Origin of the sequence: Pseudomonas putida (genome assembly GCF_025905425.1) — a bacterium.
GTDB lineage: Bacteria > Pseudomonadota > Gammaproteobacteria > Pseudomonadales > Pseudomonadaceae > Aquipseudomonas > Aquipseudomonas putida_AF.
Genome location: NZ_CP109603.1, coordinates 4,745,276 through 4,771,881, shown reverse-complemented (window position 1 = coordinate 4,771,881; position 26,606 = coordinate 4,745,276). Strand labels below are relative to the sequence as shown.

The window sequence follows — 26,606 nt, the reverse complement described above, 5'->3', positions numbered from 1 at the left end:
GTCATGCTGAGCCCTTACATGTCACCCGTGGAGCGGGTCTGGTTCTACAGCCTGCGCATTCTTTGCGGCTTGATCCTGCTGTTCTTGATCTTGCCGGTGTTGGTCATCGTGCCGTTGTCCTTCAACAGCGGCAGTTTCCTGGTGTATCCGCTGCAGGGCTTTTCGCTGCAGTGGTACCAGGACTTCTTCGGCTCTGCCGAGTGGATGCGGGCACTGAAGAACAGCATCATCGTCGCCCCGGCGGCCACGGTATTGGCCATGGTCTTCGGTACGTTGGCGGCGATTGGCCTGACCCGTGGCGATTTCCCGGGCAAGTCGCTGGTGATGGCGCTGGTCATTTCGCCGATGGTCGTGCCGGTGGTGATCATTGGCGTTGCCAGTTACCTGTTCTTTGCGCCGCTAGGGTTGGGCAACAGTTTCACCTCGCTGATTCTGGTGCATGCGGTGCTGGGTGTGCCGTTCGTCATCATCACCGTGTCGGCGACTTTGCAGGGCTTCAATTACAACCTGGTGCGTGCGGCCGCCAGCCTGGGCGCCTCGCCACTGCTGGCGTTCCGCCGGGTGACCCTGCCGTTGATCGCGCCGGGGGTGATATCGGGGGCGCTGTTTGCCTTTGCCACCTCGTTCGATGAAGTGGTCGTAACGCTGTTCCTCGCCGGGCCTGAGCAGGCGACGCTGCCTCGGCAGATGTTCAGCGGTATCCGCGAGAACCTGAGCCCGACGATTGCGGCGGCAGCGACCTTGCTGATCGCATTTTCGGTGGTGCTGCTGCTGACCCTGGAGTGGTTGCGTGGGCGTAGCGAGAAGCTGAGAACTCAGCAGCCCGCTTGATTGAGGTTGCCAGTGCCGGCCTCTTCGCGGGGCAAGCCCGCTCCCACAAGTACAGCGCAGGTTTCGAATGCTGTGCTGAACCGGTGGGAGCGGGCTTGCCCGCGAAAAGGCCGGTACAGGTCGAAACAGCGGGTCGACACGGATTGATACCAATCAGCCTCTATCCGTTCGCCTGAGTTACAATGCGCGCCACCGTGATTCTGCCCTACAGGTGCGCCATGCAGCCCTACGCTATTGCCCCCTCCATTCTCTCCGCCGATTTCGCCCGCCTGGGCGAGGACGTCGACAAGGTGCTGGCCGCTGGTGCCGACATCGTTCACTTCGATGTGATGGACAACCACTACGTACCCAACCTGACCATCGGCCCGATGGTCTGCACGGCCTTGCGCAAGTACGGCGTGACCGCCCCGATCGATGTGCACCTGATGGTCAGCCCGGTTGACCGTATCATCGGCGACTTCATCGAGGCCGGCGCCACCTACATCACCTTCCACCCCGAGGCCAGCCAGCACGTTGACCGTTCGTTGCAGCTGATCCGCGACGGTGGTTGCAAGGCCGGCCTGGTGTTCAACCCGGCGACCAGCCTGGATGCCCTCAAGTACGTGATGGACAAGGTCGACATGGTCCTGCTGATGAGCGTCAACCCAGGCTTTGGCGGGCAGAAGTTCATCCCCGGCACCCTCGACAAGCTGCGTGAGGCGCGCGCGCTGATCGATGCCAGCGGCCGTGATATCCGCCTGGAAATCGACGGTGGCGTCAACGTCAACAATATCCGCGAGATCGCCGCCGCAGGTGCCGACACCTTCGTCGCCGGTTCGGCCATCTTCAATGCGCCGGACTACCAGGAAGTCATCGCCAAAATGCGCGCCGAGCTGGCCCAGGCCCGCCCATGAGCGGCTTCGAGCAGCTGTTCCCGGGGACGCTGCCCAAGCTGGTGATGTTCGATCTGGACGGTACCCTGATCGACTCCGTGCCAGACCTGGCCGCCGCCGTGGACCGCATGCTGCTCGAACTTGGGCGCCCGCCAGCAGGCCTGGACGCCGTGCGCCACTGGGTTGGCAACGGTGCCCAGGTGCTGGTGCGTCGGGCGCTGGCTGGGGGTATCGAGCACGCCTCGGTGGACGATGCGCTTGCCGAGCAGGCGCTTACGCTGTTCATGGAGGCCTATGCCGAAAGCCATGAACTGACCGTGGTCTACCCCGGCGTGCAAGACACCCTGCGCTGGCTGCGCAAGCAAGGCGTGGAGATGGCGCTGATCACCAACAAGCCAGAGCGCTTCGTTGCCCCGCTGCTGGACCAGATGAAGATCGGCCGCTATTTCCGCTGGATCATCGGCGGAGACACCCTGCCTCAAAAGAAACCTGACCCAGCGGCGCTGCTATTCGTCATGCAAATGGCCGGCGTCACGCCGCAGCAGTCGCTGTTCGTAGGTGATTCGCGCAGCGATGTGCTGGCAGCCAAGGCCGCCGGTGTGCAGTGCGTGGGCCTGACCTATGGCTACAACCACGGCCGGCCGATCAACGACGAATCGCCGAACCTGGTGATCGACGACCTGCGTGCGCTGCTGCCCGGTTGCGCAGACCCGGCCACTGGGATAACGTTGGCGGACCTTCAAGCCTCACAAGACAGAGAGTCCACCGTGGCGGTTACTGGCAAATTCTGGATGAAAGTCATCAAGGCCCTGGCCCGTTGGCGTTGGCGCGCCTGACTTCTGCTTGCCGGCACCTGCCGGCCCGTCCGTTTGCCTGACCTTACTGCTGCTTGCCACGAGGCTACTCATGACCCGCGAAGAATTCCTGCGCCTGGCCGCTGCCGGCTACAACCGCATCCCCCTGGCCTGTGAAACCCTGGCCGACTTCGACACGCCATTGTCGATCTACCTGAAACTGGCCGACCAGCCCAACTCCTATTTGCTCGAGTCGGTACAGGGCGGCGAGAAGTGGGGGCGTTACTCGATGATCGGCCTGCCATCGCGTACGGTGATGCGCGTGCATGGCTACCACGTGAGTATCTTGCAGGATGGCGTCGAGGTTGAAAGCCACGACGTCGAAGACCCGCTGGCCTTCGTCGAGTCGTTCAAGGACCGTTATAAGGTCGCCGATATTCCTGGCCTGCCACGTTTCAATGGCGGCTTGGTCGGCTACTTCGGCTATGACTGCGTGCGGTATGTGGAGAAGCGCCTGGGCGCGAGCCCGAACCCGGATCCGCTGGGCGTGCCAGATATCCTGCTGATGGTGTCGGACGCCGTGGTGGTGTTCGACAACCTGGCGGGCAAGATGCACGCCATCGTACTGGTCGACCCGGCCCAGGAGCACGCCTTCGAACAAGGCAAGGCCCGCCTGGCAGGGCTGCTGGAAACACTGCGCCAGCCGATCACCCCGCGCCGTGGCCTGGACCTGAGCGGCCCGCTGGCTGCCGAGCCGGAATTCCGCTCCAGCTATACCCGCGAGGATTACGAAAACGCGGTTGGCCGCATCAAGGAGTACATCCTGGCGGGTGACTGCATGCAGGTGGTGCCGTCCCAGCGCATGTCGATCGACTTCAAGTCTGCGCCCATCGACCTGTACCGTGCTTTGCGCTGTTTCAACCCGACGCCGTACATGTACTTCTTCAATTTTGGCGACTTCCACGTGGTTGGCAGTTCGCCTGAAGTGCTGGTGCGCGTCGAGGACAACCTGGTCACTGTGCGCCCGATTGCCGGCACCCGTCCGCGTGGTGCGACGGAAGAAGCGGACCGTGCGCTGGAAGACGACCTGCTGTCTGACGAGAAAGAGATCGCCGAGCACTTGATGCTGATCGACCTGGGCCGCAACGACGTGGGCCGGGTGTCCTCGACGGGTAGCGTGCGCCTGACCGAGAAGATGGTGATCGAGCGTTACTCCAACGTGATGCACATCGTGTCCAACGTCACTGGGCACCTGCGCGAAGGCCTGACCGCCATGGACGCCTTGCGCGCGATTCTGCCGGCCGGGACCCTGTCGGGTGCGCCGAAGATCCGCGCCATGGAAATCATCGACGAGCTGGAGCCAGTCAAACGTGGCGTTTACGGTGGTGCTGTGGGTTACTTTGCCTGGAACGGCAACATGGATACCGCGATTGCCATTCGTACTGCGGTGATCAAGGACGGCGAGCTGCATGTACAGGCAGGCGGCGGTATCGTGGCCGACTCGGTGCCGGCGCTGGAGTGGGAAGAAACCATCAACAAGCGCCGCGCGATGTTCCGTGCGGTGGCGTTGGCTGAGCAGACGACTGCCAAATAGGGCAACGAACAGTGGTCATTGTGGGAGCGCCGTGCCGCCGCTCCCACAGGGCCCCATAACAGTTCAGAAGCCCACGCTGACCGCCAAGCTCACCCCCTGCTGCGTCAACTCATCACTCTTGCGCCAGTTGTAGTTCCCCCGCACATGTACCCCCGCCATCAACTCGTGGCTCAAACCCAGGCTGGCCCGGGTCAGGTCGCTGTGCGGCGTATACCCGGTCAGGGTGAAATCGTGCGCGGCCAACGTCGTCAGGTGCAAGGTCACATCCTGTTGGTCATCCTCGAACTCGTGCTCCTGGGCAACCTCGGCAAACAGCCGCGTCCCTGTCGCCACCTGCACACTGCCTAAAAGCCCGATACCCAGCCGCCGCGAGGTACGTTCCTGGTCATCGAAGCCCAGCGCGGTCGAGCGCCCGCTCTTCTCGTCATAACCATCGACTTTTACCCGGGCGTAGTCGGCACTGATGAACGGCGCCAGTTGCCATGGGCTGCTCTCGGCGGCCAGGTTGTAACCCAGCCGGCCTGTTACCGCCCACGCCTCGCCGTCGGTATCGCCTTTTTCGCTGCGGTCATTCACGCCGAGGGCGAAGGTGCGCTTGAGGTCGCTGTAGTCCAGATGGCCTGCCGTCAGTGCGGCATCCGCCCACCAGCGGTCCTGGCGGTACTGGGCGAAAGCCGTGGCCAGGTAACTGTCGAGCTTGTAGTCCGAGTCCTGTTCACCGGCCTCCAGTTTCTGCCGGTACACACCACCCGCCAGGCCCATGCGCCAGGCATCGTTCAATCGGTAGCTGCCACCCAGGGTAAGGTTGTAGCCACGACCATCGCCGCTGGCCGCACTGCGTTGGCCGTCAAAGTCCAGGTCCTGGGCGCCGGTGGCGACGAAGGCCTGCCATTGCCCAACCGCTTGCCAGGGTGTTTGCCACTGGTTGCGCAACTCGTCCTGGTGAGCGCGTAGGCTGGCGTGGGCCATTTCCGGCAACAGGGACAGCTCCCACGGCGCGGAGATGATCGAGTAGGCGTAGTCGGCAATCAGTTGCTGGCCGGCAATGGTCGGGTGCACCGAGTCGTTGAACAGCAGCTTGGTGGGGTCGGGTGTGGTGCCGTTGATACCGTATACCGGGTTTGCGACACAGCCTTGACCGCTGTAGCAGGTGCCGACCAGGTTCTGGCCGCTGGCCAGGCCGAATTGGGTCGGGCTGGCCAAGGCCTCGCCCAGCAATACCGGAATGTTCAGCGGGATGATCTCGGCGTCGATCTGCCCGAGCTGATTGAGCAGTGACTGGTTGAAGGCGCCGGACAGCAGTGACAGCGGGTTTTGTTGCGGGGTGCCGCTGAAGTTGGGCGTCTGGCCCAGGTCGGGCAGCAACCAGACCATGATGTAGCGCGCGCCGCCTTGTTGCAGGGCCTGGGCGCTGGCGGCCAGGCGGCCTCCGGCAGCGGCGGCGTCGGCGGGGCTGTTCACCAGGCCCTGGAGGAAGTCGTTACCGCCACCGGTAAGGTAGTAGAGGGCGTTGGGGTCGGCGCGCAGACCATTGGCCAGGTAGCCGGGGCGTTCACGGAAGACAAAGCCTGGTACAGGTCCATTGGGAGGGACGATCACTTTCGACGATTCGGTGATCGAATCGAGAATCTGCTGCGTCGTGTAGCCGCCCACTGCCCAGTTGTTGCCATCAGGCCGAATGCCGACCGATGTGGACGGGTTGAGTTCGTCCTGCACGATGCCCAGCCGACCGCCAAGAATCATCGGCGAAACCGGCGCGAAGTTGCCGTCGGCATCACGGTTGGTGAAGCGCTGGCCTGCCGTACCGCCGGTCAGGTCGGGAAATTGGCCGGCATCACTCAGGCTGTCGCCAAATACGATCAAGCTCGAATAGGGGGAAGGTGCAGCGAACGCCTGGCTGCAGGCCAGGGCCAATGTGGCGAGGGTAAAGCGCAACAATGGAGCTTTTCGCATCAGAGAACATCCTTTTCATTGTTTTTATGAGGACTACCCGATCGACCATAGCAAATCGCGGGGCTTGTCTCCCAAGTCCATTCGTTTCCCCGTGTTTACAGGCATATTGCGCCCATCGCCCCGGTAGGCTACTGTGCCGGGACGTATGAGCGAGACCTATCCTGTGTTGATCGTCAGCAAACTCTTGATGCGCGTAATCAAGGCCCACGCCCGTTGGCGTTGGCGCGCCTGACTTTATCTCCTGCCGGCCAGCCCGGCCCGTTTCTGTTTGCCTTCTTATCCGTTTTCGAATGCCCTTAGTGGCAATGCCGCGCTGCGGGCGGTGTAGGAAGGTTCGTATTCTGAAGTCAGTAGATTCAAGAGGTTTAGCCCGATGTTACTGATGATCGACAACTACGACTCATTCACTTACAACGTTGTTCAGTACCTGGGCGAGCTAGGTGCCGAGGTCAAGGTCATTCGCAATGACGAAATGACTATCGCTGAAATCGAAGCCCTCAATCCGGAGCGCATCGTTGTCTCCCCAGGGCCCTGCACGCCGAGCGAGGCGGGTGTGTCGATCGAGGCGATCCTGCATTTTGCCGGCAAACTGCCGATCCTGGGCGTCTGCCTGGGCCACCAGTCCATCGGCCAGGCGTTTGGCGGCGACGTCGTGCGGGCCCGTCAGGTCATGCACGGCAAGACCAGCCCGGTGCTGCACCGCGACCTGGGGGTCTTCGCCGGCCTCAACAACCCGCTTACCGTTACCCGCTACCACTCGCTGGTGGTCAAGCGTGAAACCCTGCCCGATTGCCTGGAAGTCACCGCCTGGACTGCGCATGCAGACGGTACGGTCGACGAGATCATGGGCCTGCGCCACAAGACTCTGAACATCGAAGGGGTGCAATTCCACCCCGAGTCCATCCTCACCGAGCAGGGCCACGAGCTGTTCGCCAACTTCCTCAAGCAGACCGGCGGCCGCCGCTAAGGATCGAACATGGATATCAAAAGCGCGCTGAGCCGCATCGTCGGTCATCTGGACCTGTCCACCGAAGAAATGAGCGACGTCATGCGTCAGATCATGACCGGCCAATGCACCGAGACGCAGATCGGTGCCTTCCTGATGGGCATGCGCATGAAAAGCGAGAGCATTGACGAGATCGTCGGTGCGGTCTCGGTGATGCGTGAGCTGGCCGACAAGGTCGAACTGAAGAGCCTCGATGGCGTGGTCGATATCGTCGGCACTGGCGGCGATGGCGCCAACATCTTCAACGTTTCCACCGCTTCTGCGTTTGTCCTGGCCGCAGCCGGTTGCCCAGTGGCCAAGCATGGTAACCGGGCCGTTTCGGGCAAGAGCGGCAGCGCCGACCTGCTGGAAGCTGCCGGCATCTACTTGAGCCTGACCCCGGTGCAGGTTGCCCGTTGCATCGAGAGCCTGGGTATCGGTTTCATGTTTGCCCAGAGCCATCACAAGGCAATGAAGTACGCCGCTGGCCCGCGTCGCGACCTGGGCCTGCGCACCCTGTTCAACATGCTGGGCCCGCTTACGAATCCGGCCGGTGTGAAGCACCAGGTGGTCGGCGTGTTCAACCAAGCGTTGTGCCGCCCGTTGGCCGAAGTGCTGCAGCGGTTGGGCAGCAAGCATGTGCTGGTGGTGCACTCCAAGGATGGCCTGGACGAGTTCAGCCTGGCGGCACCGACCTTTGTTGCCGAGCTGAAAAAGGGCGAGATCACTGAGTATTGGGTAGAGCCTGAAGACCTCGGCATGAAGAGCCAGAGCCTGCATGGCCTGGCAGTCGATGGCCCGCAGGCTTCGTACGAGCTGATTCGTGATGCGCTGGGCCGACGCAAGACCGAGAACGGCCAGAAGGCCGCCGAAATGATCGTGCTCAATGCTGGCGCCGCGCTGTATGCCGCCGATCATGCCATGACCCTGGCACAGGGCGTGGAGCTTGCCCATGACGTGCTGCACACCGGCCTTGCCTGGGAAAAACTGCAGGAGCTGGGCGCCTTCACCGCCGTATTCAAGCTGGAGAACGAAGCATGAGCGTACCGACCGTGCTGGAAAAGATTCTCGCCCGCAAAGTCGAGGAAGTGGCCGCGCGTAGTGCCCAGGTCAGCCTGGCCGAGCTGGAGCGCCTGGCCAAGGTCGCCGATGCCCCACGTGGCTTTGCCAATGCGCTGATCGAGCAAGCCCAGCGCAAGCAGCCAGCGGTCATTGCCGAGATCAAGAAGGCGTCGCCGAGCAAGGGTGTGATCCGTGAGCACTTCGTGCCGTCGGACATCGCCGTCAGCTACGAGAGGGGTGGGGCGACCTGCCTGTCGGTGCTGACCGATGTGGATTATTTCCAGGGCGCTGATGTGTACCTGCAGCAGGCCCGCGCCGCGGTGTCGCTGCCGGTGATCCGTAAGGACTTCATGATCGACCCCTACCAGATCGTCGAGGCCCGGGCACTGGGTGCTGACTGCGTGCTGTTGATCGTCTCGGCGCTGGATGACGTGAAGATGGCCGAGCTGGCCGCCACGGCTAAGGACGTCGGCTTGGATGTGCTAGTCGAGGTGCATGATGGCGATGAGCTGGAGCGTGCGCTGAAAACCCTGGATACACCGCTGGTGGGGGTGAACAACCGCAATCTGCACACCTTCGAAGTCAGCCTGGAAACCACCCTTGACCTGCTGCCGCGCATTCCGCGCGATCGCCTGGCGATTACCGAGAGCGGTATTCTCAACCGGGCCGATGTGGAGCTGATGGCAATCAACGAGGTTTACTCGTTCCTGGTGGGGGAGGCGTTCATGCGCGCTGAACAGCCTGGGCTGGAACTGCAGCGGTTGTTCTTCCCGGAGCAGGTGAACCAATAACAACATCAAAGGTGGATCAATGACCGATCAGCCCCTGGCCCTGACCGTTGAACAAGGCCTGCACGCCGAACAAGACCTGCTGGCCGCCGTTTGCCGCGGCGAGCACGATTACGGTGTACTGTTCTGGCGCCCGACCGACCATGCCCTGGTCATGCCGCGCCGCATGAGCCGCCTGGACAACTTCGAAGCCGCCTGTGCTGAGCTGGCGATCGCCGGCTGGCCGGTGCTGTTGCGCGAGACCGGCGGTGAGCCGGTGCCGCAATCGCATGCCACGGTCAATGTGGCACTGGTCTATGTGGCACCGCGCAGCGAAGGTGACCATGGGCGTATCGAAAATGCCTACGAACGCTTGTGCCTGCCGTTGTGCGAGGTACTACGGGAGTGGGGCGGGGTGGCTTCGGTGGGCGAGATCGATGGGGCGTTCTGCGATGGCCGCTACAACGTCAATCTCAATGGCCGCAAGCTGGTCGGCACGGCCCAGCGCTGGCGCCAGGGGCTGGGTGGCAAGCGCCCAGTGGTGCTGGTGCATGGCGCATTGCTGCTGGATAACGAGCGTGAGTCGATGGTCGCGGCGGTCAACCGCTTCAACGAATGCTGCGAGCTGGAGCAGCGTTGCCGCGCCGATGCGCATATCGCCCTGCACGAAGTGGCGCCCGAAGCGCCCTGGTTCGAGCGCCTCTCGCAGGCTTATGCCAAAGTGCTGGCAGATCTGCCCAAGGACTAACGGGTGCCGTAGACCACCATGGTCTTGCCCTTGACCTGCACCAGGCTGCGTTCTTCGAGGTCTTTGAGGACGCGGCCGACCATCTCCCGCGAACAACCGACGATACGGCCAATCTCCTGACGGGTGATCTTGATCTGCATGCCGTCGGGGTGGGTCATCGCATCAGGTTGTTTGCACAGCTCAAGCAGGCAGCGCGCGACCCGCCCAGTAACGTCGAAGAAGGCCAGGTCACCCACCTTGCGCGTGGTGTTACGCAGGCGCTGGGCCATCTGGCCGCCCAGGGCGTAAAGAATGTCTGGGTCCTGCCGTGAGAGTTCGCGAAACTTGTCGTAACTGATCTCTGCCACTTCACATTCAGTCTTGGCGCGGACCCAGGCGCTGCGCTGCTGTTCGCCTTCTACGGGTTCAAAAAGCCCAAGCTCGCCAAAGAAATCACCGTTGTTGAGGTAGGCAATGATCATTTCGTGACCCTCGTCGTCCTCGATGAGGATGGTCACCGAACCCTTGATGATGAACGACAGTGTTTCGGCCTTGTCGCCGGCGCAGATGATATTGCTCTTGGCGGTGTAGCGGCGGCGCTGGCAGTGCACCAGCAATTTGTCGATGTTCTTGATCTTGGCGGGTAGGGCGGAGGCAACCATCACGAAATCCTGTTCGATACGACGCATAGGTTTCTTATAGGAAGTGTCTGACGGCGAGCGCCAGTCATTTGGCGCCAGCTTATCAGACACAACGGGATGTTTCGGTACTAAACCGACACGTCTCGAGCTTTTCCCACAGCCACACAAGGTCTAAGCTGACACCCTTTTCCGAAAATTAGGAGTCCGGGTAGATGAAGGCACGTATCCAGTGGGCCGGTGACGCGATGTTCCTCGGTGAGTCGGGGAGCGGGCATGTCGTCGTGATGGACGGCCCGCCTGAGGCCGGTGGCCGAAACCTGGGCGTGCGCCCGATGGAAATGCTGTTGCTTGGCCTGGGTGGCTGCAGCAGCTTCGATGTGGTCAGCATCTTGAGAAAGTCGCGCCAGGCAGTGGAAAGCTGCGAGGCATTTCTGGAGGCTGAGCGCGCCAGCGAAGACCCCAAGGTGTTCACCAAGATTCACATGAACTTCGTGGTCAAGGGCCGTGGCTTGAAAGAAGCCCAGGTCAAGCGCGCGGTGGAGCTGTCGGCGGAGAAGTACTGCTCGGCTTCGATCATGCTCGAGCGTGCGGGTGTCGAGATTACCCACGGTTACGAGATTGTAGAGCTGGGTTAAGTTCTGGATTGTTGGGGCCGCAAAGCGGCCCCGGCGTTCTTCAGTTGCGCAATGCCGGAAGGGCTACCCGCAACCATTGCGGTACTACGTGTCTGAACGCCTGGCTCAACCGCTCCCGCCGCTTCTGGTAAACCAGACCCAGCCAGATCACACCCAGCCCGATCAAGGTCAGTACCACCGGGAACAGCAGCGACTCGGCAAACACCTCGTATGACAGATACCCCAGGTACGCCGCCACACCCAATGCCCCGAACACCATGAACACCGGCCTGCGCAACAGCACGGCCATGCCCATAAAGCCGATATTGATCAGGCAGTAGAGGGCTTTGCCCAGCTCGCTGCCGCTGTCCACCAGCGTCAGCCCACCCCAGAACGCAGCGAGCCCAGCCAGATAGCCCCAATGGGCATAGTCCTCACGGGTGCGGCCGTCCACCAGCAGAAATACCAGCAGCATGCCCAGACCGAACCAAAGTGACACCTCGCGTCGTTGCTCCCAGCTGAACGGCGAGCCGTAGAACCATTCGCTGAGGTCCATCGACATGAACCACAGTGCCACGGCAATTGGCATCACGATGAACGGGAAGGGGATCAGCCTTAGCATCAGCAGCCCAGCGACAACCGTTGCCGCCTCCATCAACAGCCAGCCGCCCTGCACATAGGTGTAGTACTGGTGATAGGCGCTTTGCCTGTCATCCAATGGCCACCAGCCAACCAGGCGCTCGATGGCGAACACTGCCAGCGGCACGATGCTGACTGCGACCGCAGCCAGTGCACCGGCGGCAATCGGCTGGGCGCGCCGTTGCAGCGTGAGGGCGAAGAGGGTCAGCAGGGTGATGTACAAGGTGGCGATGGCCAGCAGCGCCGAGTCGCCGATCTGCATCCACGCTTCGTTAAGCAGCCAGCCCATGGCGCCCATGATGAGCAAGGCGCCGAAATAGAAGGCGACGTGCGCCAGTTGGAAGCTGCCACGCGTTGCCGGTTGCTGGCGTAGAAACTGCAACAGGGCCTGGTCCTGGCCCGGTTGGAGGATACCGGCGTTCACGGCGCGCGCCAGGTCCTTGGCGCTGAAACGTTCCGTCATGGGCGTGCCTTCAGATGCGGTAAGTGCTTTTGGTCATGACCTTGGCCAGCAGGCTCATGCCGAAACGCACCGGGGCAGGGAAGCGATAGCCGCCCGCTTCGAGGGCAGACTCGGCGTGCTGCTCTTCATCGATGCGCATTTGCTCAAGGATGGCGCGGGACTTTTCGTCCTCGTGCGGGATCTGCTCCAGGTGTTCGTCCAGGTGCTTGCACACCTGATGCTCGGTGGCTGCAACGAAGCCCAGGCTGACCTTGTCGCTGACCAGGCCAGCGAGTGCGCCGATGCCGAACGACATGCCGTAGAACAGCGGGTTGAGTACGCTCGGGTGGCTGTTCAGCTGACGGATACGCTGTTCACACCAGGCCAGGTGGTCGATTTCTTCCTCGGCGGCGTGCTCCATGGCCTTGCGTACCTGGGGCAGCTTGGCAGTCAGTGCCTGGCCCTGGTACAGCGCCTGGGCGCAGACTTCGCCGGTATGGTTGATACGCATCAGGCCAGCAATGTGGCGGCTCTGGGTGTCGTCCAGGTCGGCATCCGGCTGGACGATGGCCGGGGATGGGCGGGACGGTTGGCCGCTGAAGGGCAGCAAGGTGCGCATGGCGGTATCGGCCTGCAGCAACAAGCGGTCGAGCGGCGAGTAGTGACGTTCGGTAGCCATCGGGCACCTCCGCAAGAGTGTGCCCGACAGTTTACCGCAATAGCGCAAGGGTCGCTTGCCCTGGATCAGCCCGGTGGCCAGCGCATCTGGCGCTGGCCAAGCACGTGCATATGGATGTGGTAGACGGTCTGGCCACCTTTCGGATTGCAGTTCATGACTACACGGAAACCTTCTTCGCAGCCTTGCTCGACAGCCAGACGCTGGGCAGTGAACAGAATGTGGCCGGCCAGGGCCTTGTCTTCCTCGGTCAAGTCGTTGAGGGTGCGGATGTGTTTCTTGGGGATAACCAGAAAATGTACCGGCGCCGCTGGGGCAATATCCTTGAAGGCCAGAATCTGGTCATCTTCGTAGATGATCTCTGCCGGGATTTCCCGGTTGATGATTTTGAGGAATAGATCGTCCACAGCACTTGCTCCATGGTGAGGGTCCGGGCCGAGTGTACTCAGCCGAGCGCCGCTCGCCCAGTGGCTATTCCATTCCGACCGGGCAGTAGCGGCGATGGATCACCCCGGCGAGCTTGCGCACCAGCCAGCGGGGTAGCAGGCGTGGCGCGAACGCCAGCCAACGGTTGCGCCGACCGGGGGTGATCAGCATGCGGTTTTTGTCCAGGGCGCGCACGGTGTACAGGGCCACTTCCTCGGGGCTGAGGCAACGTGTGCTGCCTTCGAGCCGGGGAATGCGCCGGCGTGATGAGCGCACCGGGCCAGGGCATAACACCGAGACCTTGATACCGGTACGCTTGAGCTCCTCGCGCAGTGCTTGGGTAAAGCTCATCACATAGGCCTTGCTGGCCGCGTAGGCCGCCATCCAGGGGCCCGGTGCGACAGCGGCCAGGCCAGCGACATTGAGGATCTGCCCGCCACCCTGTACGGCCATCAGGTTGCCGATGGCATGGCAGAGACGGCTCATGGCGAGGATGTTGACCTCCAGCAGGTCCTGTTCGTCGGCCCATTCGTGGGCCAGGAACGGCCCATAGGTGCGCAGGCCTGCGCAGTTGACCAGCAGGTCTATACGCCGCTCACCTTCTTCCAGCTCAAGCACGAAGCCCGACAGGCGAAGCGGCTGGCTGAGGTCGCACGCGCGGAACAACACCTCGACACCGAAGCGTTGGGTCAGCTCGATGGCCACCGGTTCCAGCGTCTCGCGCTGGCGTGCCACCAGGATCAGGTTGCGCCCGCGCCGTGCCAGGGCTTCCGCCAGGGCCAGGCCCAGGCCGCTGGAAGCACCAGTGATCATGGCGTAACGGGTCATGCAAAGGCTCCTGGGGGCTGAAGAGGGCGCCTAGTGTACAGCTTGGCCGGGCAAGGTGTTGCCTTTTGCTACAAGGCCTGGGTGCGAATACCCTGGCAGCGTTCCAGGGCCTCTCGGTACTCGCTTTGCAGGCGTTCGATCAGTACGCGGGCGTCGGGCAGATCATGAATGCCGCCTACTCCCTGGCCGGCCGACCATACGGTTTTCCAGGCCTTGGCTTCGTCGTCGATCGGCTTGAGTTTGCCCGGTGCGTGGCCATTGTTGAGCGCGTTGATGTCGTAGCCCGCCTGCTCCAGGCTCGGGCGCAGGAAGCTGGCCGGCACGCCGGAGACTGCCGGGGTGTGGACGATATCGGCGGCATGAGCATCGAGCAGCATCTGCTTGTAGGCATCCTGGGCCTGGCTTTGCGTGGTGGCGATGAAGCGGGTGCCCATGTACGCCAGGTCCGCGCCCAGCAGTTGTGCCGCGAGAATTTCATGGCCGTGGTTAAGGCAGCCCGCCAGCAGCAGGGTCTTGTCGAAGAACTGCCGGATCTCGGCCACCAGGGCGAACGGGCTCCAGGTGCCGGCATGGCCACCGGCGCCCGCTGCGACTGCAATCAGGCCGTCGACACCCGCCTCGGCAGCCTTCTCGGCATGGCGCCGGGTGGTGACATCGTGGAACACCAGCCCGCCGTAGCTGTGCACGGTGTCGACCACTTCCTTGACCGCCCCCAGGCTGGTGATGACGATCGGCACCTTATGCGCCACGCACAGCGCCAGATCAGCCTGCAAGCGTGGGTTGGTCGGGTGCACGATCAGGTTCACCGCATAGGGTGCCGGTGACTGCAGTTGCGCCAACCCCGCCTCGATTTCTTCAAGCCAGGCCTTGAACCCCGCACTGTCGCGCTGGTTTAGTGCCGGGAAGCTGCCGACTACGCCACTGGCGCAGCAGGCCAGCACCAGCCTGGGGTTGGAAATCAGGAACATCGGTGCTGCGACCACGGGCAGGCGCAGGCGTTGTTCGAGCGAGGCGGGCAATGACATGGCAAGGCTCCTGAATGGGGGTTACCGTCAGAACGGTTTGACCACCACGAGAATTACGATACCCAGCAGGAACAGCACCGGGACTTCGTTGAACCAGCGATAGTAGACATGGCTGCGGGTATTGGCGCCGCTGGCGAAGCGTTTGCGCTGCGCGCCGCACATGTGATGGTAGCCGGTCAGCAGAATCACCAGGGTGAGTTTGGCGTGCAGCCAGCCCTGGCTCAGCCAGCCCGGGGTCAGGTAGAGCATCCAGGCGCCGAATACATAGGTGGCGATCATTGCCGGGTTCATGATGCCGCGGAACAGCTTGCGTTCCATGGTCACGAAGCGTTCTTGGCTGATGCTGTCCTGGCTCTGGGCGTGGTAGACGAACAGCCTGGGCAGGTAGAACAAGCCGGCGAACCAGCAGACCACGCTGACGATGTGCAGCGCTTTGATCCATAGGTAAAGCATGGAGGGAGTTCCTTCAGGTTTTCACGGTCGTCAGATAGTAGTGGTCAAGCGCCCGAAGGGTCACCCGAAGAGTTGTTACAGGCGGCTTGCGCCCCTATTATCGTGCGCTTTCCAGTGGGCTCGTTGATAAGGGGCAAGCGTTATGATCAAGGTCGGTATCGTCGGCGGCACGGGTTACACCGGCGTCGAACTGTTGCGTCTGCTGGCGCAGCATCCACAGGCCGAAGTGGCGGTCATCACTTCGCGCTCCGAGGCGGGTGTGGCGGTAGCTGACATGTACCCGAACCTGCGTGGCCACTACGACGGCCTGGCGTTCAGTGTGCCGGACAGCAAGGCCCTGGCGGCGTGCGACGTGGTGTTTTTCGCAACGCCGCATGGCGTTGCCCACGCCCTGGCGGGCGAACTGCTGGCGGCCGGGACCAAGGTGATCGACCTGTCGGCCGACTTCCGGCTGCAGGACGCCACCGAGTGGGGCAAGTGGTATGGCCAGCCTCATGGCGCGCCAGAGCTGCTCAAGGATGCCGTCTATGGTCTGCCTGAGGTCAATCGCGAAAAAATCCGCCAGGCACGCCTGATTGCAGTGCCAGGCTGCTACCCGACGGCCACCCAGCTGGGCTTGCTGCCACTGCTGGAGGCCGGCCTGGCCGACCCGTCGCGCCTGATTGCCGACTGCAAGTCGGGTGTTAGCGGTGCTGGGCGTGGCGCTGCGGTAGGTTCGCTGTTCTGCGAAGCGGGCGAGAGCATGAAGGCCTATGCAGTCAAGGGCCATCGTCACTTGCCGGAAATCAGCCAGGGCTTGCGCCTGGCGGCGGGCAAGGATATCGGCCTGACCTTCGTGCCGCATCTGACGCCAATGATCCGTGGTATCCACGCCACCCTGTACGCAACCGTGGCAGATACGTCGGTCGACCTGCAGGCGCTGTTCGAAAAGCGTTATGCTGATGAGCCGTTCGTCGATGTGATGCCGGCCGGCAGCCACCCGGAAACCCGCAGCGTGCGCGGTGCCAACGTCTGCCGTATTGCCGTTCATCGCCCGCAAGGTGGTGATCTGGTGGTGGTGCTCTCGGTAATCGACAACCTGGTCAAAGGGGCCTCGGGCCAGGCGGTGCAAAACCTCAACATCCTGTTTGGCCTGGATGAGCGTATGGGCCTGTCCCACGCGGGCCTGCTCCCATAACGGGGTAAGCAAGCCAAAGGCCCGCCATGCGCGGGCCTTTTTGTGGGAGCGACTAAAGCCGCACAATTGTTGACCGATTTTCTCGGAGAAGCGGATAATGCGCGTCATCGAGTTTTATGGCGGCAACTGCGCCGGGAGAATCAGCATGAGCGTCGAAACCTTCACCCCTACCGGTCTGGAATTCACCCAAGGGGCAGCCCAAAAGGTGAAGACCCTGGTCAACGAAGAAGGCAATGAGCGTCTGAAGTTGCGAGTGTTCGTGACCGGCGGTGGCTGCTCGGGCTTCCAGTACGGTTTCACCTTCGATGAAGATGTGGCCGAGGATGACACCATCGTCGAGCGTGAAGGCGTATCGCTGGTGGTCGACCCGATGAGCTTCCAGTACCTGGCAGGTGCCGAAGTGGACTATCAGGAAGGTCTGGAAGGCTCGCGCTTCGTCATCAAGAACCCGAACGCCGCCACCACCTGCGGGTGTGGTTCTTCGTTCTCGATCTGATCACGGGCTGTACGAAAACGCCGCGCATTTGCGCGGCGTTTTGCATTCTGCCAGGGCGTTACGCGGGGTAGATGGCGCCAAGCACGCGCAACCCGCGGGCAGCCGTCACACTGGGGCGGTTGGCGGGGATGCCTTCCAGGCAGCAATGGGCAAGCCAGGCGAAAGCCATGGCCTCTACCCAGTCCGGGTCGACGCCATGGGCTGCGGTGCTGTCCACCTGGGCACCTGGCAGCAGCTGGGCAAGCCGGCGCATCAGCGTGCCATTGCGGGCCCCGCCACCGCATACCAGAAGTGCCTCGGTGCCTTGCTGAGCGTTGCACAGTGAGTCGATGATGCTGCGAGCGGTTAGCTCCAGCAGGGTTGCCTGCACATCCTCGGCACGATAGGGCGGCTGGTTGCTCAGGTGGCTGTGCAGCCACGCCAGGTTGAACACTTCGCGGCCTGTGCTTTTGGGGCCGGCGCCGGCAAAAAACGGGTCGCGCAGCATCGCCGCAAGCAGGTCCTCGATCACCACGCCACTCGCCGCCCAGGCGCCGTTAGCATCGTAATGCTGGCCGCGCGTGTGCTCGATCCAGGCGTCCAGCAACACGTTGCCGGGCCCACAGTCGAAACCATGCACCGGCGTGTCGCTTGCGATCAGGCTGAGGTTGCTGAACCCCCCCACATTAAGCACGGCGAGCCGTTTGCCCAGGTGGCCGAACAACGTTTCGTGAAAGGCCGGGACCAACGGCGCCCCTTGCCCGCCAGCGGCCACATCGCGGCGGCGGAAGTCGCCGATCACGCTGATCTGAGTGAGTTCGGCAAGCAATGCCGGGTTGCCGATCTGCACGGTGAAGCCGCGGGCAGGCTCGTGGCGGATTGTCTGGCCATGGCTGCCGATGGCGCGAATGGCGCTTGCCGGTAGCCCTTGGCTTACGAGCAAATGGCCAATGCCTTCGGCCGCCAGGCTGGCCCAGCGGTTTTCGGCCAATGCAGCGCGCGCAATCTCGTCAGGCCCGCTGGCGCAAAGGCTCAGCAGGTCCTGGCGAAGGTCGGCAGGCATGGGGATATAGTGAGTGGCGAGCAGTTGCGGCTGCTCGCGCTGTTCGATCAGGGCGATGTCCAGGCCATCGAGGCTGGTACCGGACATGACCCCCAGATAAAGCGCCATATCTCAGCGCTTGTTCGCAGCGAGCATGGTGGCCTTTTCCTGATCCATACGGGCAATCAGTGGCTGGCTCTGCTGCATGAAACGTTGGCGTTCGGCCTTGGCAATCGGGTCGGCCATCGGCACTTTCTGGCTCAGCGGGTCTACGTGAACGCCGTTGACCTGGAACTCGTAATGCAGGTGCGGGCCGGTAGAAAGGCCGGTAGTGCCGATGTAGCCGATGATCTGGCCTTGCTTGACCGAGCCGCCGGTCTTGATGCCTTTGGCAAAGCCCTGCATGTGACCGTAAAGCGTCTTGTAGCGGTTGCCGTGCTGGATGACCACGGTATTGCCGTAGCCGCCACGACGCCCGGCCAGTTCAATGCGACCATCACCTGCAGCCTTGATCGGCGTGCCACGTGGTGCGGCATAGTCGACACCTTTGTGGGCGCGGATCTTGTTCAGAATCGGGTGTTTGCGACCCGCAGAGAAACGCGAGCTGATGCGCGCGAAGTCGACTGGGGTGCGGATGAACGCTTTGCGCAGGCTGTTGCCATCGGCAGTGTAGTAGTTGGTATTGCCTTGTTTGTTGGTGTAGCGCACGGCGGTGTAGGTTTTGCCGCGGTTGGTGAAGCGTGCGGACAGGATGTTGCCGGTCCCGACCACCTTGCCATCCATGACTTTCTGCTCGTACACCACGTCGAATTCGTCTCCCGGGCGGATGTCCTGGGCGAAGTCGATGTCGTAGCCCAGCACGCGTGCCATGTCCATGGTCATGCTGTGGGACAGGCCGGCGCGTTGGGCGGAGGCCGAGAGCGAGCTCTTGATCACACCATGGGCGTAGGCCGTGCGGACCACGGGTTTGCTGATTTCGCGGTTGAAGCTGTAGCCCTTGGCGTTCTTGGTCAGGCGAATGGTTTCGAGGTTGCTGACCTTGCTGTGCAGGTTGGTCAGCTGGCCATCCTTGTCGAGCTCGAACTGCAGCACCTGGCCGTGCTTGAGCTGGCTGAACTGCTTGGCCTGCTTGTTGCTGGCCAGCACCTCATGCACCGCAGTGGCAGGCAGGCCGACCTTTGCGAACAGGGTTGAAAGGGTGTCGCCACGCGCTACGGTGACTTCACGGTGGCCAGGCTGTTTGGCGGCTTCGGCTACTGGTGCTACCGCAGGCGCTTGCTGCTCAGCCTTTTGGGTGGCCGTATCGGCCTCTTCGATCTGAGCGAAAGGCGAGCTTTGCTCAGCGTCGGCCTGCACCAGGGGCGCGGCCTTGGATTCTTCTTTCAGTTGCTCGACCGGGCTTTCCAGTTCGAGGTTGAGGGTGGTCTTCTTGGCTTCGACTTCGCTGGAGGGAAACACCAGCAGGGCCAGGCTGAGCAGGGCGGCGATGCCGCTGGCGGCCAACAGATGGCTTTTCGGATAAAGCGGGGGCGCTTTAGGCGGTTCGTTGGTCATAGGTAAGGTGACTTTTTGAAGAAAAGTGAATATGGAAAAGATGAATGACATGATGAAGATGAAATAACTGTATAAAATATAACCAAATCCATTTTCACGCAAGGGCGCGTAGACGCCGCAAGCCTGCGGTCAGGTCACATTCCGTTGCGAAACTTGTATTTGATGGCCGATCTTGTATGGTTGGCTCCCCTTGAATCTGAGCCTTGCGGGTCTGTCTATGAAGTCGGTTGAAGAGCAGCTGGCGCTTATCAAGCGCGGTGCGGAAGAAGTATTGGTCGAGTCGGAACTGGTGGAGAAGCTCAAGCGCGGCCAGCCTCTGCGCATCAAGGCAGGTTTCGATCCGACCGCGCCTGACCTGCACCTGGGGCACACCGTGCTTATTAACAAGCTGCGTCAGTTCCAAGAGCTGGGACACCAGGTCATCTTCCTGATCGGTGACTTCACCGGCATGATCGGTGACCCGAGCGGCAAGAGCGCCACGCGTCCGCCACTGACCCGCGAGCAGGTCCTGGATAACGCCGAGACCTATAAGCAGCAGGTGTTCAAGATCCTGGATCCGGCCAAGACCGAGGTCGCGTTCAACTCCACTTGGATGGACACGTTGACTCCAGCCGATTTCATCCGCCTGGCGTCGCAGTACACCGTGGCGCGCATGCTTGAGCGCGATGACTTCGACAAGCGTTACACCACCAATCAGCCGATCGCCATTCACGAGTTCCTTTACCCGCTGGTGCAGGGTTATGACTCCGTTGCGCTGAAGGCCGACGTGGAGCTGGGCGGTACCGACCAGAAGTTCAACCTGCTCATGGGGCGCGAGCTGCAGCGCGCTTATGGCCAGGAAGCACAGAACATCGTAACCATGCCGCTGCTCGAAGGGCTCGACGGCGTGAAGAAGATGTCCAAGTCGCTGGGTAACTATGTGGGTATCCAGGAAGCACCGGGGGTGATGTACAGCAAACTGGTGTCGATCCCGGACACGCTGATGTGGCGTTACTTCGAGCTGCTGAGCTTCCGTTCGATGGAAGAGATCGAGCAGTTCCGTGCCGATGTTGCCAATGGCGCGAACCCGCGTGACATCAAGATCAAGCTGGCGGAAGAGATCGTTGCGCGCTTCCATGGTGAGGAGGCGGCTGCCAACGCTCACCGTGCGGCGGGTAACCGTATGAAAGAGGGCGAGTTGCCGGAAGACCTGCCTGAGATCGAAGTTGGCGCAGCTGAAGACTTGCCGATTGCGGCCGTGCTGAACCGTGCGGGCCTGGTGAAGAACTCGGCGATGGCGCGCGACCTGCTCAATGGTGGCGCGGTCAAGGTTGACGGTGCTGTGGTTGATCGTGACTTCATGTTTGCGCTTGGCTCGACCCATGTGTGCCAGGCGGGCAAGAAGGCGTTTGCCCGGGTCACCCTCAAGGCTGAGTGATCGCTTGCTGGTGTAGCTATATATAGAAGCGGGGAGGTCGGAAGGCCTCCCCGCTTTGTTTTCAGCGATATTAAGGTTTCTTGAAATTAAAGGTTGACGGGGTTTCGAATCCCCTTATAATGCGCCCCACTTCCAGCGTAGATGGAGCGAGAAACTCCTTGAGTATCAAAGAGTTAATCGATTCAGGTGATGATGGAAGGGCTTTGATCGAAAGATCGTCAGCGGTTGAAATGGTGGTTGACAGCGCTTCTAAACGCTGTAGAATTCGCCTCCCGCTACGAGAGATCGCAGCGAGTTAAGTGTTTGAAGCTAAACGAGATTCTCGCGAAAAACTTCAAAATAAACGCTTGACAGGCTCTGAGGAAAGCGTAGAATGCGCGCCTCGGTTGAGACGAAAAGCTCTTAACCAAACGCTCTTTAACAAATTGAATCAAGCAATTCGTGTGGGTGCTTGTGAGTATGGACTGATAGTCACAAAGATTATCAGCATCACAAGTGACCATGCGAGAAATCACATAGTCATTTGAGATTGCTGAGCCAAGTTTAGGGTTTCTTAAAAACCCAAGCAGTATTGAACTGAAGAGTTTGATCATGGCTCAGATTGAACGCTGGCGGCAGGCCTAACACATGCAAGTCGAGCGGATGAGAAGAGCTTGCTCTTCGATTCAGCGGCGGACGGGTGAGTAATGCCTAGGAATCTGCCTGGTAGTGGGGGACAACGTTTCGAAAGGAACGCTAATACCGCATACGTCCTACGGGAGAAAGCAGGGGACCTTCGGGCCTTGCGCTATCAGATGAGCCTAGGTCGGATTAGCTAGTTGGTGGGGTAATGGCTCACCAAGGCGACGATCCGTAACTGGTCTGAGAGGATGATCAGTCACACTGGAACTGAGACACGGTCCAGACTCCTACGGGAGGCAGCAGTGGGGAATATTGGACAATGGGCGAAAGCCTGATCCAGCCATGCCGCGTGTGTGAAGAAGGTCTTCGGATTGTAAAGCACTTTAAGTTGGGAGGAAGGGCAGTAAGCGAATACCTTGCTGTTTTGACGTTACCGACAGAATAAGCACCGGCTAACTCTGTGCCAGCAGCCGCGGTAATACAGAGGGTGCAAGCGTTAATCGGAATTACTGGGCGTAAAGCGCGCGTAGGTGGTTTGTTAAGTTGAATGTGAAAGCCCCGGGCTCAACCTGGGAACTGCATCCAAAACTGGCAAGCTAGAGTACGGTAGAGGGTGGTGGAATTTCCTGTGTAGCGGTGAAATGCGTAGATATAGGAAGGAACACCAGTGGCGAAGGCGACCACCTGGACTGATACTGACACTGAGGTGCGAAAGCGTGGGGAGCAAACAGGATTAGATACCCTGGTAGTCCACGCCGTAAACGATGTCAACTAGCCGTTGGAATCCTTGAGATTTTAGTGGCGCAGCTAACGCATTAAGTTGACCGCCTGGGGAGTACGGCCGCAAGGTTAAAACTCAAATGAATTGACGGGGGCCCGCACAAGCGGTGGAGCATGTGGTTTAATTCGAAGCAACGCGAAGAACCTTACCAGGCCTTGACATGCAGAGAACTTTCTAGAGATAGATTGGTGCCTTCGGGAACTCTGACACAGGTGCTGCATGGCTGTCGTCAGCTCGTGTCGTGAGATGTTGGGTTAAGTCCCGTAACGAGCGCAACCCTTGTCCTTAGTTACCAGCACGTTATGGTGGGCACTCTAAGGAGACTGCCGGTGACAAACCGGAGGAAGGTGGGGATGACGTCAAGTCATCATGGCCCTTACGGCCTGGGCTACACACGTGCTACAATGGTCGGTACAGAGGGTTGCCAAGCCGCGAGGTGGAGCTAATCTCACAAAACCGATCGTAGTCCGGATCGCAGTCTGCAACTCGACTGCGTGAAGTCGGAATCGCTAGTAATCGCGAATCAGAATGTCGCGGTGAATACGTTCCCGGGCCTTGTACACACCGCCCGTCACACCATGGGAGTGGGTTGCACCAGAAGTAGCTAGTCTAACCTTCGGGAGGACGGTTACCACGGTGTGATTCATGACTGGGGTGAAGTCGTAACAAGGTAGCCGTAGGGGAACCTGCGGCTGGATCACCTCCTTAATCGACGACATCAGCCTGCTGATGAGCTCCCACACGAATTGCTTGATTCACTTGTATAAAGACGATGCTGTAACGCGACCCTGTTATAGGTCTGTAGCTCAGTTGGTTAGAGCGCACCCCTGATAAGGGTGAGGTCGGCAGTTCAAATCTGCCCAGACCTACCATTACATGGTGCAGCCTAGACTACGGGGCCATAGCTCAGCTGGGAGAGCGCCTGCCTTGCACGCAGGAGGTCAGCGGTTCGATCCCGCTTGGCTCCACCACTTCCGCAGTATGCAGTAGCTTGTCAGAACTTAGAAATGAGCATTCGGTGATGAATGTTGATTTCTGACTTTTGTCAGATCGTTCTTTAAAAATTCGGATATGTGATAGAAATAGACTGAACACTACTTTCACTGGTAGTGGATCAGGCTAAGGTAAAATTTGTGGGCTCGAAAGAGCAAAACGAATTTTCGGCGAATGTCGTCTTCACAGTATAACCAGATTGCTTGGGGTTATATGGTCAAGTGAAGAAGCGCATACGGTGGATGCCTTGGCAGTCAGAGGCGATGAAAGACGTGGTAGCCTGCGATAAGCTTTGGGGAGTCGGCAAACAGACTGTGATCCAGAGATCTCTGAATGGGGGAACCCACTCAGCATAAGCTGAGTATCTTGTACTGAATACATAGGTGCAAGAGGCGAACCAGGGGAACTGAAACATCTAAGTACCCTGAGGAAAAGAAATCAACCGAGATTCCCTTAGTAGTGGCGAGCGAACGGGGACCAGCCCTTAAGTTGGTTTGAGATTAGTGGAACGCTCTGGAAAGTGCGGCCATAGTGGGTGATAGCCCCGTACACGAAAATCTCTTATCAATGAAATCGAGTAGGACGGAGCACGAGAAACTTTGTCTGAATATGGGGGGACCATCCTCCAAGGCTAAATACTACTGACTGACCGATAGTGAACTAGTACCGTGAGGGAAAGGCGAAAAGAACCCCGGAGAGGGGAGTGAAATAGATCCTGAAACCGTATGCGTACAAGCAGTGGGAGCCTACTTTGTTAGGTGACTGCGTACCTTTTGTATAATGGGTCAGCGACTTATATTCAGTGGCGAGCTTAACCGAATAGGGGAGGCGTAGCGAAAGCGAGTCTTAATAGGGCGTTTAGTCGCTGGGTATAGACCCGAAACCGGGCGATCTATCCATGGGCAGGTTGAAGGTTAGGTAACACTGACTGGAGGACCGAACCGACTACCGTTGAAAAGTTAGCGGATGACCTGTGGATCGGAGTGAAAGGCTAATCAAGCTCGGAGATAGCTGGTTCTCCTCGAAAGCTATTTAGGTAGCGCCTCATGTATCACTGTAGGGGGTAGAGCACTGTTTCGGCTAGGGGGTCATCCCGACTTACCAAACCGATGCAAACTCCGAATACCTACAAGTGCCGAGCATGGGAGACACACGGCGGGTGCTAACGTCCGTCGTGAAAAGGGAAACAACCCAGACCGTCAGCTAAGGTCCCAAAGTCATGGTTAAGTGGGAAACGATGTGGGAAGGCTTAGACAGCTAGGAGGTTGGCTTAGAAGCAGCCACCCTTTAAAGAAAGCGTAATAGCTCACTAGTCGAGTCGGCCTGCGCGGAAGATGTAACGGGGCTCAAACCATGCACCGAAGCTACGGGTATCATCTTATGATGATGCGGTAGAGGAGCGTTCTGTAAGCCTGTGAAGGTGAGTTGAGAAGCTTGCTGGAGGTATCAGAAGTGCGAATGCTGACATGAGTAACGACAATGGGAGTGAAAAACTCCCACGCCGAAAGACCAAGGTTTCCTGCGCAACGTTAATCGACGCAGGGTTAGTCGGTCCCTAAGGCGAGGCTGAAAAGCGTAGTCGATGGAAAACAGGTTAATATTCCTGTACTTCCAGTTATTGCGATGGAGGGACGGAGAAGGCTAGGCCAGCTTGGCGTTGGTTGTCCAAGTTTAAGGTGGTAGGCTGAGATCTTAGGCAAATCCGGGATCTCAAGGCCGAGAGCTGATGACGAGTTGCCTTTAGGCGACGAAGTGGTTGATGCCATGCTTCCAAGAAAAGCTCCTAAGCTTCAGATAACTGGGAACCGTACCCCAAACCGACACAGGTGGTTAGGTAGAGAATACCAAGGCGCTTGAGAGAACTCGGGTGAAGGAACTAGGCAAAATGGCACCGTAACTTCGGGAGAAGGTGCGCCGGCGAGGGTTAAGGACTTGCTCCGTAAGCCCATGCCGGTCGAAGATACCAGGCCGCTGCGACTGTTTATTAAAAACACAGCACTCTGCAAACACGAAAGTGGACGTATAGGGTGTGACGCCTGCCCGGTGCCGGAAGGTTAATTGATGGGGTTAGCGCAAGCGAAGCTCTTGATCGAAGCCCCGGTAAACGGCGGCCGTAACTATAACGGTCCTAAGGTAGCGAAATTCCTTGTCGGGTAAGTTCCGACCTGCACGAATGGCGTAACGATGGCGGCGCTGTCTCCACCCGAGACTCAGTGAAATTGAAATCGCTGTGAAGATGCAGTGTATCCGCGGCTAGACGGAAAGACCCCGTGAACCTTTACTATAGCTTTGCACTGGACTTTGAATTTGCTTGTGTAGGATAGGTGGGAGGCTTTGAAGTGGGGACGCCAGTTCTCATGGAGCCATCCTTGAAATACCACCCTGGCAACTTTGAGGTTCTAACTCAGGTCCGTTATCCGGATCGAGGACAGTGTATGGTGGGTAGTTTGACTGGGGCGGTCTCCTCCCAAAGAGTAACGGAGGAGTACGAAGGTGCGCTCAGACCGGTCGGAAATCGGTCGTAGAGTATAAAGGCAAAAGCGCGCTTGACTGCGAGACAAACACGTCGAGCAGGTACGAAAGTAGGTCTTAGTGATCCGGTGGTTCTGTATGGAAGGGCCATCGCTCAACGGATAAAAGGTACTCCGGGGATAACAGGCTGATACCGCCCAAGAGTTCATATCGACGGCGGTGTTTGGCACCTCGATGTCGGCTCATCACATCCTGGGGCTGAAGCCGGTCCCAAGGGTATGGCTGTTCGCCATTTAAAGTGGTACGCGAGCTGGGTTTAGAACGTCGTGAGACAGTTCGGTCCCTATCTGCCGTGGACGTTTGAGATTTGAGAGGGGCTGCTCCTAGTACGAGAGGACCGGAGTGGACGAACCTCTGGTGTTCCGGTTGTCACGCCAGTGGCATTGCCGGGTAGCTATGTTCGGAAGAGATAACCGCTGAAAGCATCTAAGCGGGAAACTTGCCTCAAGATGAGATCTCACTGGGATCTTGAATCCCCTAAAGGGCCGTCGAAGACTACGACGTTGATAGGTTGGGTGTGTAAGCGCTGTGAGGCGTTGAGCTAACCAATACTAATTGCCCGTGAGGCTTGACCATATAACACCCAAGCAATTTGAGCGTAAGGCGCCGAATTGTGGTGGTGAAGACGAAATAACCGAAAGTTCGTAACCACAAATATCGCATATCCGAATTCGCTGGGCTGTCC

At 59.8% G+C, this 26,606-nt stretch carries 22 protein-coding genes, 2 tRNA genes and 2 rRNA genes; 16 read left to right on the top strand and 10 right to left on the bottom strand.

What is annotated here, in order from left to right:
- Positions 1 to 3: 3 nt before the first annotated feature.
- The 4 genes from OGV19_RS21575 to trpE all read left to right on the top strand — a co-directional run bounded on the left by OGV19_RS21575 (position 4) and on the right by trpE (position 4,091).
- Positions 4 to 831, top strand: a complete 828-nt coding sequence (locus tag OGV19_RS21575; protein ID WP_264310548.1) for an ABC transporter permease — start codon at positions 4 to 6, stop codon at positions 829 to 831.
- A 218-nt stretch (positions 832 to 1,049) separates the two neighbouring features.
- Complete coding sequence (rpe, locus tag OGV19_RS21570) at positions 1,050 to 1,724, top strand: ribulose-phosphate 3-epimerase (RefSeq protein ID WP_264310547.1); 675 nt, start codon at positions 1,050 to 1,052, stop codon at positions 1,722 to 1,724.
- Positions 1,721 to 2,539: a phosphoglycolate phosphatase gene (locus tag OGV19_RS21565; protein ID WP_264310546.1), complete on the top strand. Its 819-nt coding sequence runs from the start codon at positions 1,721 to 1,723 to the stop codon at positions 2,537 to 2,539. Before rpe ends, OGV19_RS21565 begins: the two co-directional genes overlap by 4 nt.
- A 70-nt stretch (positions 2,540 to 2,609) precedes the next feature.
- Positions 2,610 to 4,091, top strand: a complete 1,482-nt coding sequence (trpE, locus tag OGV19_RS21560; protein WP_264310545.1) for an anthranilate synthase component I — start codon at positions 2,610 to 2,612, stop codon at positions 4,089 to 4,091.
- 63 nt (positions 4,092 to 4,154) lie between these two features.
- Here the strand turns inward: trpE and estP are convergent, their stop codons facing one another.
- A complete protein-coding gene (gene estP / locus OGV19_RS21555) occupies positions 4,155 to 6,044 on the bottom strand; it encodes an esterase EstP (protein ID WP_264310544.1) in 1,890 nt (629 codons plus the stop codon).
- A 373-nt stretch (positions 6,045 to 6,417) separates the two neighbouring features.
- Here estP and OGV19_RS21550 point away from each other — a divergent pair, with 373 nt between their 5' ends.
- From OGV19_RS21550 to OGV19_RS21535, 4 genes are read left to right on the top strand one after another with little or no spacing between them, the layout of a single operon-like run.
- A complete protein-coding gene (locus OGV19_RS21550) occupies positions 6,418 to 7,011 on the top strand; it encodes an aminodeoxychorismate/anthranilate synthase component II (RefSeq protein WP_027594404.1) in 594 nt (197 codons plus the stop codon).
- 9 nt (positions 7,012 to 7,020) lie between these two features.
- Entirely contained in the window at positions 7,021 to 8,070 is a 1,050-nt protein-coding gene (gene trpD, locus OGV19_RS21545) for an anthranilate phosphoribosyltransferase (RefSeq protein ID WP_264310543.1), read from the top strand.
- A complete protein-coding gene (gene trpC, locus OGV19_RS21540; protein WP_264310542.1) occupies positions 8,067 to 8,882 on the top strand; it encodes an indole-3-glycerol phosphate synthase TrpC in 816 nt (271 codons plus the stop codon). Before trpD ends, trpC begins: the two co-directional genes overlap by 4 nt.
- A gap of 19 nt (positions 8,883 to 8,901) precedes the next feature.
- A complete protein-coding gene (locus OGV19_RS21535; RefSeq protein WP_264310541.1) occupies positions 8,902 to 9,606 on the top strand; it encodes a lipoate--protein ligase family protein in 705 nt (234 codons plus the stop codon).
- Here the strand turns inward: OGV19_RS21535 and crp are convergent.
- A complete protein-coding gene (gene crp / locus OGV19_RS21530; protein ID WP_264310540.1) occupies positions 9,603 to 10,247 on the bottom strand; it encodes a cAMP-activated global transcriptional regulator CRP in 645 nt (214 codons plus the stop codon). The two genes, OGV19_RS21535 and crp, sit on opposite strands and share 4 nt — an antisense overlap.
- A gap of 191 nt (positions 10,248 to 10,438) precedes the next feature.
- On the opposite strand from crp, the gene OGV19_RS21525 reads away from it, so the two are divergent.
- Positions 10,439 to 10,861, top strand: coding sequence for an OsmC family protein (locus OGV19_RS21525; RefSeq protein WP_264310539.1), 423 nt, complete (start codon positions 10,439 to 10,441; stop codon positions 10,859 to 10,861).
- Positions 10,862 to 10,901: 40 nt separating this feature from the next.
- Here OGV19_RS21525 and OGV19_RS21520 read toward each other — a convergent pair whose 3' ends face one another.
- The 6 genes from OGV19_RS21520 to hemJ form a co-directional block, all read right to left on the bottom strand.
- Positions 10,902 to 11,942 (bottom strand): DUF2157 domain-containing protein, encoded by a 1,041-nt coding sequence (locus OGV19_RS21520; protein ID WP_264310538.1) that lies wholly within the window; start codon positions 11,940 to 11,942, stop codon positions 10,902 to 10,904.
- Positions 11,943 to 11,952: 10 nt separating this feature from the next.
- Complete coding sequence (gene coq7 / locus OGV19_RS21515; protein WP_264310537.1) at positions 11,953 to 12,600, bottom strand: 2-polyprenyl-3-methyl-6-methoxy-1,4-benzoquinone monooxygenase; 648 nt, start codon at positions 12,598 to 12,600, stop codon at positions 11,953 to 11,955.
- 65 nt (positions 12,601 to 12,665) lie between these two features.
- Entirely contained in the window at positions 12,666 to 13,004 is a 339-nt protein-coding gene (locus OGV19_RS21510) for a histidine triad nucleotide-binding protein (RefSeq protein WP_264310536.1), read from the bottom strand.
- 64 nt (positions 13,005 to 13,068) lie between these two features.
- A complete protein-coding gene (locus OGV19_RS21505; RefSeq protein WP_264310535.1) occupies positions 13,069 to 13,851 on the bottom strand; it encodes an SDR family NAD(P)-dependent oxidoreductase in 783 nt (260 codons plus the stop codon).
- 68 nt (positions 13,852 to 13,919) lie between these two features.
- Positions 13,920 to 14,876 carry an NAD(P)H-dependent flavin oxidoreductase gene (locus OGV19_RS21500; protein ID WP_264310534.1) on the bottom strand — a complete coding sequence of 319 codons (957 nt, stop codon included), beginning with the start codon at positions 14,874 to 14,876 and terminating at the stop codon, positions 13,920 to 13,922.
- Between the two features lie 27 nt (positions 14,877 to 14,903).
- The gene (hemJ, locus tag OGV19_RS21495) at positions 14,904 to 15,329 is read right to left on the bottom strand and encodes a protoporphyrinogen oxidase HemJ (RefSeq protein WP_264310533.1); all 426 of its coding nucleotides are present in this window, start codon (positions 15,327 to 15,329) and stop codon (positions 14,904 to 14,906) included.
- Positions 15,330 to 15,471: 142 nt separating this feature from the next.
- On the opposite strand from hemJ, the gene argC reads away from it, so the two are divergent.
- Positions 15,472 to 16,506 (top strand): N-acetyl-gamma-glutamyl-phosphate reductase, encoded by a 1,035-nt coding sequence (gene argC, locus OGV19_RS21490; RefSeq protein WP_264310532.1) that lies wholly within the window; start codon positions 15,472 to 15,474, stop codon positions 16,504 to 16,506.
- A 145-nt stretch (positions 16,507 to 16,651) separates the two neighbouring features.
- Positions 16,652 to 17,002: an iron-sulfur cluster insertion protein ErpA gene (gene erpA, locus OGV19_RS21485; RefSeq protein ID WP_099455778.1), complete on the top strand. Its 351-nt coding sequence runs from the start codon at positions 16,652 to 16,654 to the stop codon at positions 17,000 to 17,002.
- Positions 17,003 to 17,060: 58 nt separating this feature from the next.
- Here erpA and OGV19_RS21480 read toward each other — a convergent pair whose 3' ends face one another.
- Together OGV19_RS21480 and OGV19_RS21475 are read right to left on the bottom strand one after the other, a co-directional pair.
- On the bottom strand, positions 17,061 to 18,152 hold the full coding sequence (locus OGV19_RS21480; RefSeq protein WP_264310531.1) for an anhydro-N-acetylmuramic acid kinase: 1,092 nt from the start codon (positions 18,150 to 18,152) through the stop codon (positions 17,061 to 17,063).
- A 3-nt stretch (positions 18,153 to 18,155) separates the two neighbouring features.
- Positions 18,156 to 19,577, bottom strand: coding sequence for a peptidoglycan DD-metalloendopeptidase family protein (locus tag OGV19_RS21475; protein ID WP_264310530.1), 1,422 nt, complete (start codon positions 19,575 to 19,577; stop codon positions 18,156 to 18,158).
- A 217-nt stretch (positions 19,578 to 19,794) separates the two neighbouring features.
- Between OGV19_RS21475 and tyrS the strand changes: the two genes are divergently transcribed.
- From tyrS to OGV19_RS21450, 5 genes are all read left to right on the top strand, one after another.
- Positions 19,795 to 20,994: a tyrosine--tRNA ligase gene (gene tyrS / locus OGV19_RS21470; protein WP_264310529.1), complete on the top strand. Its 1,200-nt coding sequence runs from the start codon at positions 19,795 to 19,797 to the stop codon at positions 20,992 to 20,994.
- Between the two features lie 573 nt (positions 20,995 to 21,567).
- A 16S ribosomal RNA gene (locus tag OGV19_RS21465) occupies positions 21,568 to 23,104 on the top strand.
- An 87-nt stretch (positions 23,105 to 23,191) separates the two neighbouring features.
- Positions 23,192 to 23,268 (top strand) — tRNA-Ile (locus tag OGV19_RS21460).
- Between the two features lie 23 nt (positions 23,269 to 23,291).
- Positions 23,292 to 23,367, top strand: a tRNA-Ala gene (locus OGV19_RS21455).
- Positions 23,368 to 23,604: 237 nt separating this feature from the next.
- A 23S ribosomal RNA gene (locus tag OGV19_RS21450) occupies positions 23,605 to 26,497 on the top strand.
- The 16S and 23S rRNA genes sit together here with 2 tRNA genes alongside, the layout of an rRNA operon.
- Positions 26,498 to 26,606 lie beyond the last annotated feature (109 nt).

Coding starts and splice junctions, on each gene's coding strand:
- OGV19_RS21575 (WP_264310548.1), top strand. CDS start 4: ATGCTGAGCCCTTACATGTCACCCGTGGAGCGGGTCTGGTTCTACAGC.
- erpA (WP_099455778.1), top strand. CDS start 16,652: ATGAGCGTCGAAACCTTCACCCCTACCGGTCTGGAATTCACCCAAGGG.
- OGV19_RS21535 (WP_264310541.1), top strand. CDS start 8,902: ATGACCGATCAGCCCCTGGCCCTGACCGTTGAACAAGGCCTGCACGCC.
- estP (WP_264310544.1), bottom strand. CDS start 6,044: ATGCGAAAAGCTCCATTGTTGCGCTTTACCCTCGCCACATTGGCCCTG.
- hemJ (WP_264310533.1), bottom strand. CDS start 15,329: ATGCTTTACCTATGGATCAAAGCGCTGCACATCGTCAGCGTGGTCTGC.
- trpE (WP_264310545.1), top strand. CDS start 2,610: ATGACCCGCGAAGAATTCCTGCGCCTGGCCGCTGCCGGCTACAACCGC.
- OGV19_RS21520 (WP_264310538.1), bottom strand. CDS start 11,942: ATGACGGAACGTTTCAGCGCCAAGGACCTGGCGCGCGCCGTGAACGCC.
- tyrS (WP_264310529.1), top strand. CDS start 19,795: ATGAAGTCGGTTGAAGAGCAGCTGGCGCTTATCAAGCGCGGTGCGGAA.
- OGV19_RS21505 (WP_264310535.1), bottom strand. CDS start 13,851: ATGACCCGTTACGCCATGATCACTGGTGCTTCCAGCGGCCTGGGCCTG.
- trpD (WP_264310543.1), top strand. CDS start 7,021: ATGGATATCAAAAGCGCGCTGAGCCGCATCGTCGGTCATCTGGACCTG.
- OGV19_RS21565 (WP_264310546.1), top strand. CDS start 1,721: ATGAGCGGCTTCGAGCAGCTGTTCCCGGGGACGCTGCCCAAGCTGGTG.
- argC (WP_264310532.1), top strand. CDS start 15,472: ATGATCAAGGTCGGTATCGTCGGCGGCACGGGTTACACCGGCGTCGAA.
- OGV19_RS21550 (WP_027594404.1), top strand. CDS start 6,418: ATGTTACTGATGATCGACAACTACGACTCATTCACTTACAACGTTGTT.
- OGV19_RS21500 (WP_264310534.1), bottom strand. CDS start 14,876: ATGTCATTGCCCGCCTCGCTCGAACAACGCCTGCGCCTGCCCGTGGTC.
- OGV19_RS21475 (WP_264310530.1), bottom strand. CDS start 19,577: ATGACCAACGAACCGCCTAAAGCGCCCCCGCTTTATCCGAAAAGCCAT.
- OGV19_RS21480 (WP_264310531.1), bottom strand. CDS start 18,152: ATGGCGCTTTATCTGGGGGTCATGTCCGGTACCAGCCTCGATGGCCTG.
- coq7 (WP_264310537.1), bottom strand. CDS start 12,600: ATGGCTACCGAACGTCACTACTCGCCGCTCGACCGCTTGTTGCTGCAG.
- trpC (WP_264310542.1), top strand. CDS start 8,067: ATGAGCGTACCGACCGTGCTGGAAAAGATTCTCGCCCGCAAAGTCGAG.
- OGV19_RS21525 (WP_264310539.1), top strand. CDS start 10,439: ATGAAGGCACGTATCCAGTGGGCCGGTGACGCGATGTTCCTCGGTGAG.
- rpe (WP_264310547.1), top strand. CDS start 1,050: ATGCAGCCCTACGCTATTGCCCCCTCCATTCTCTCCGCCGATTTCGCC.
- crp (WP_264310540.1), bottom strand. CDS start 10,247: ATGGTTGCCTCCGCCCTACCCGCCAAGATCAAGAACATCGACAAATTG.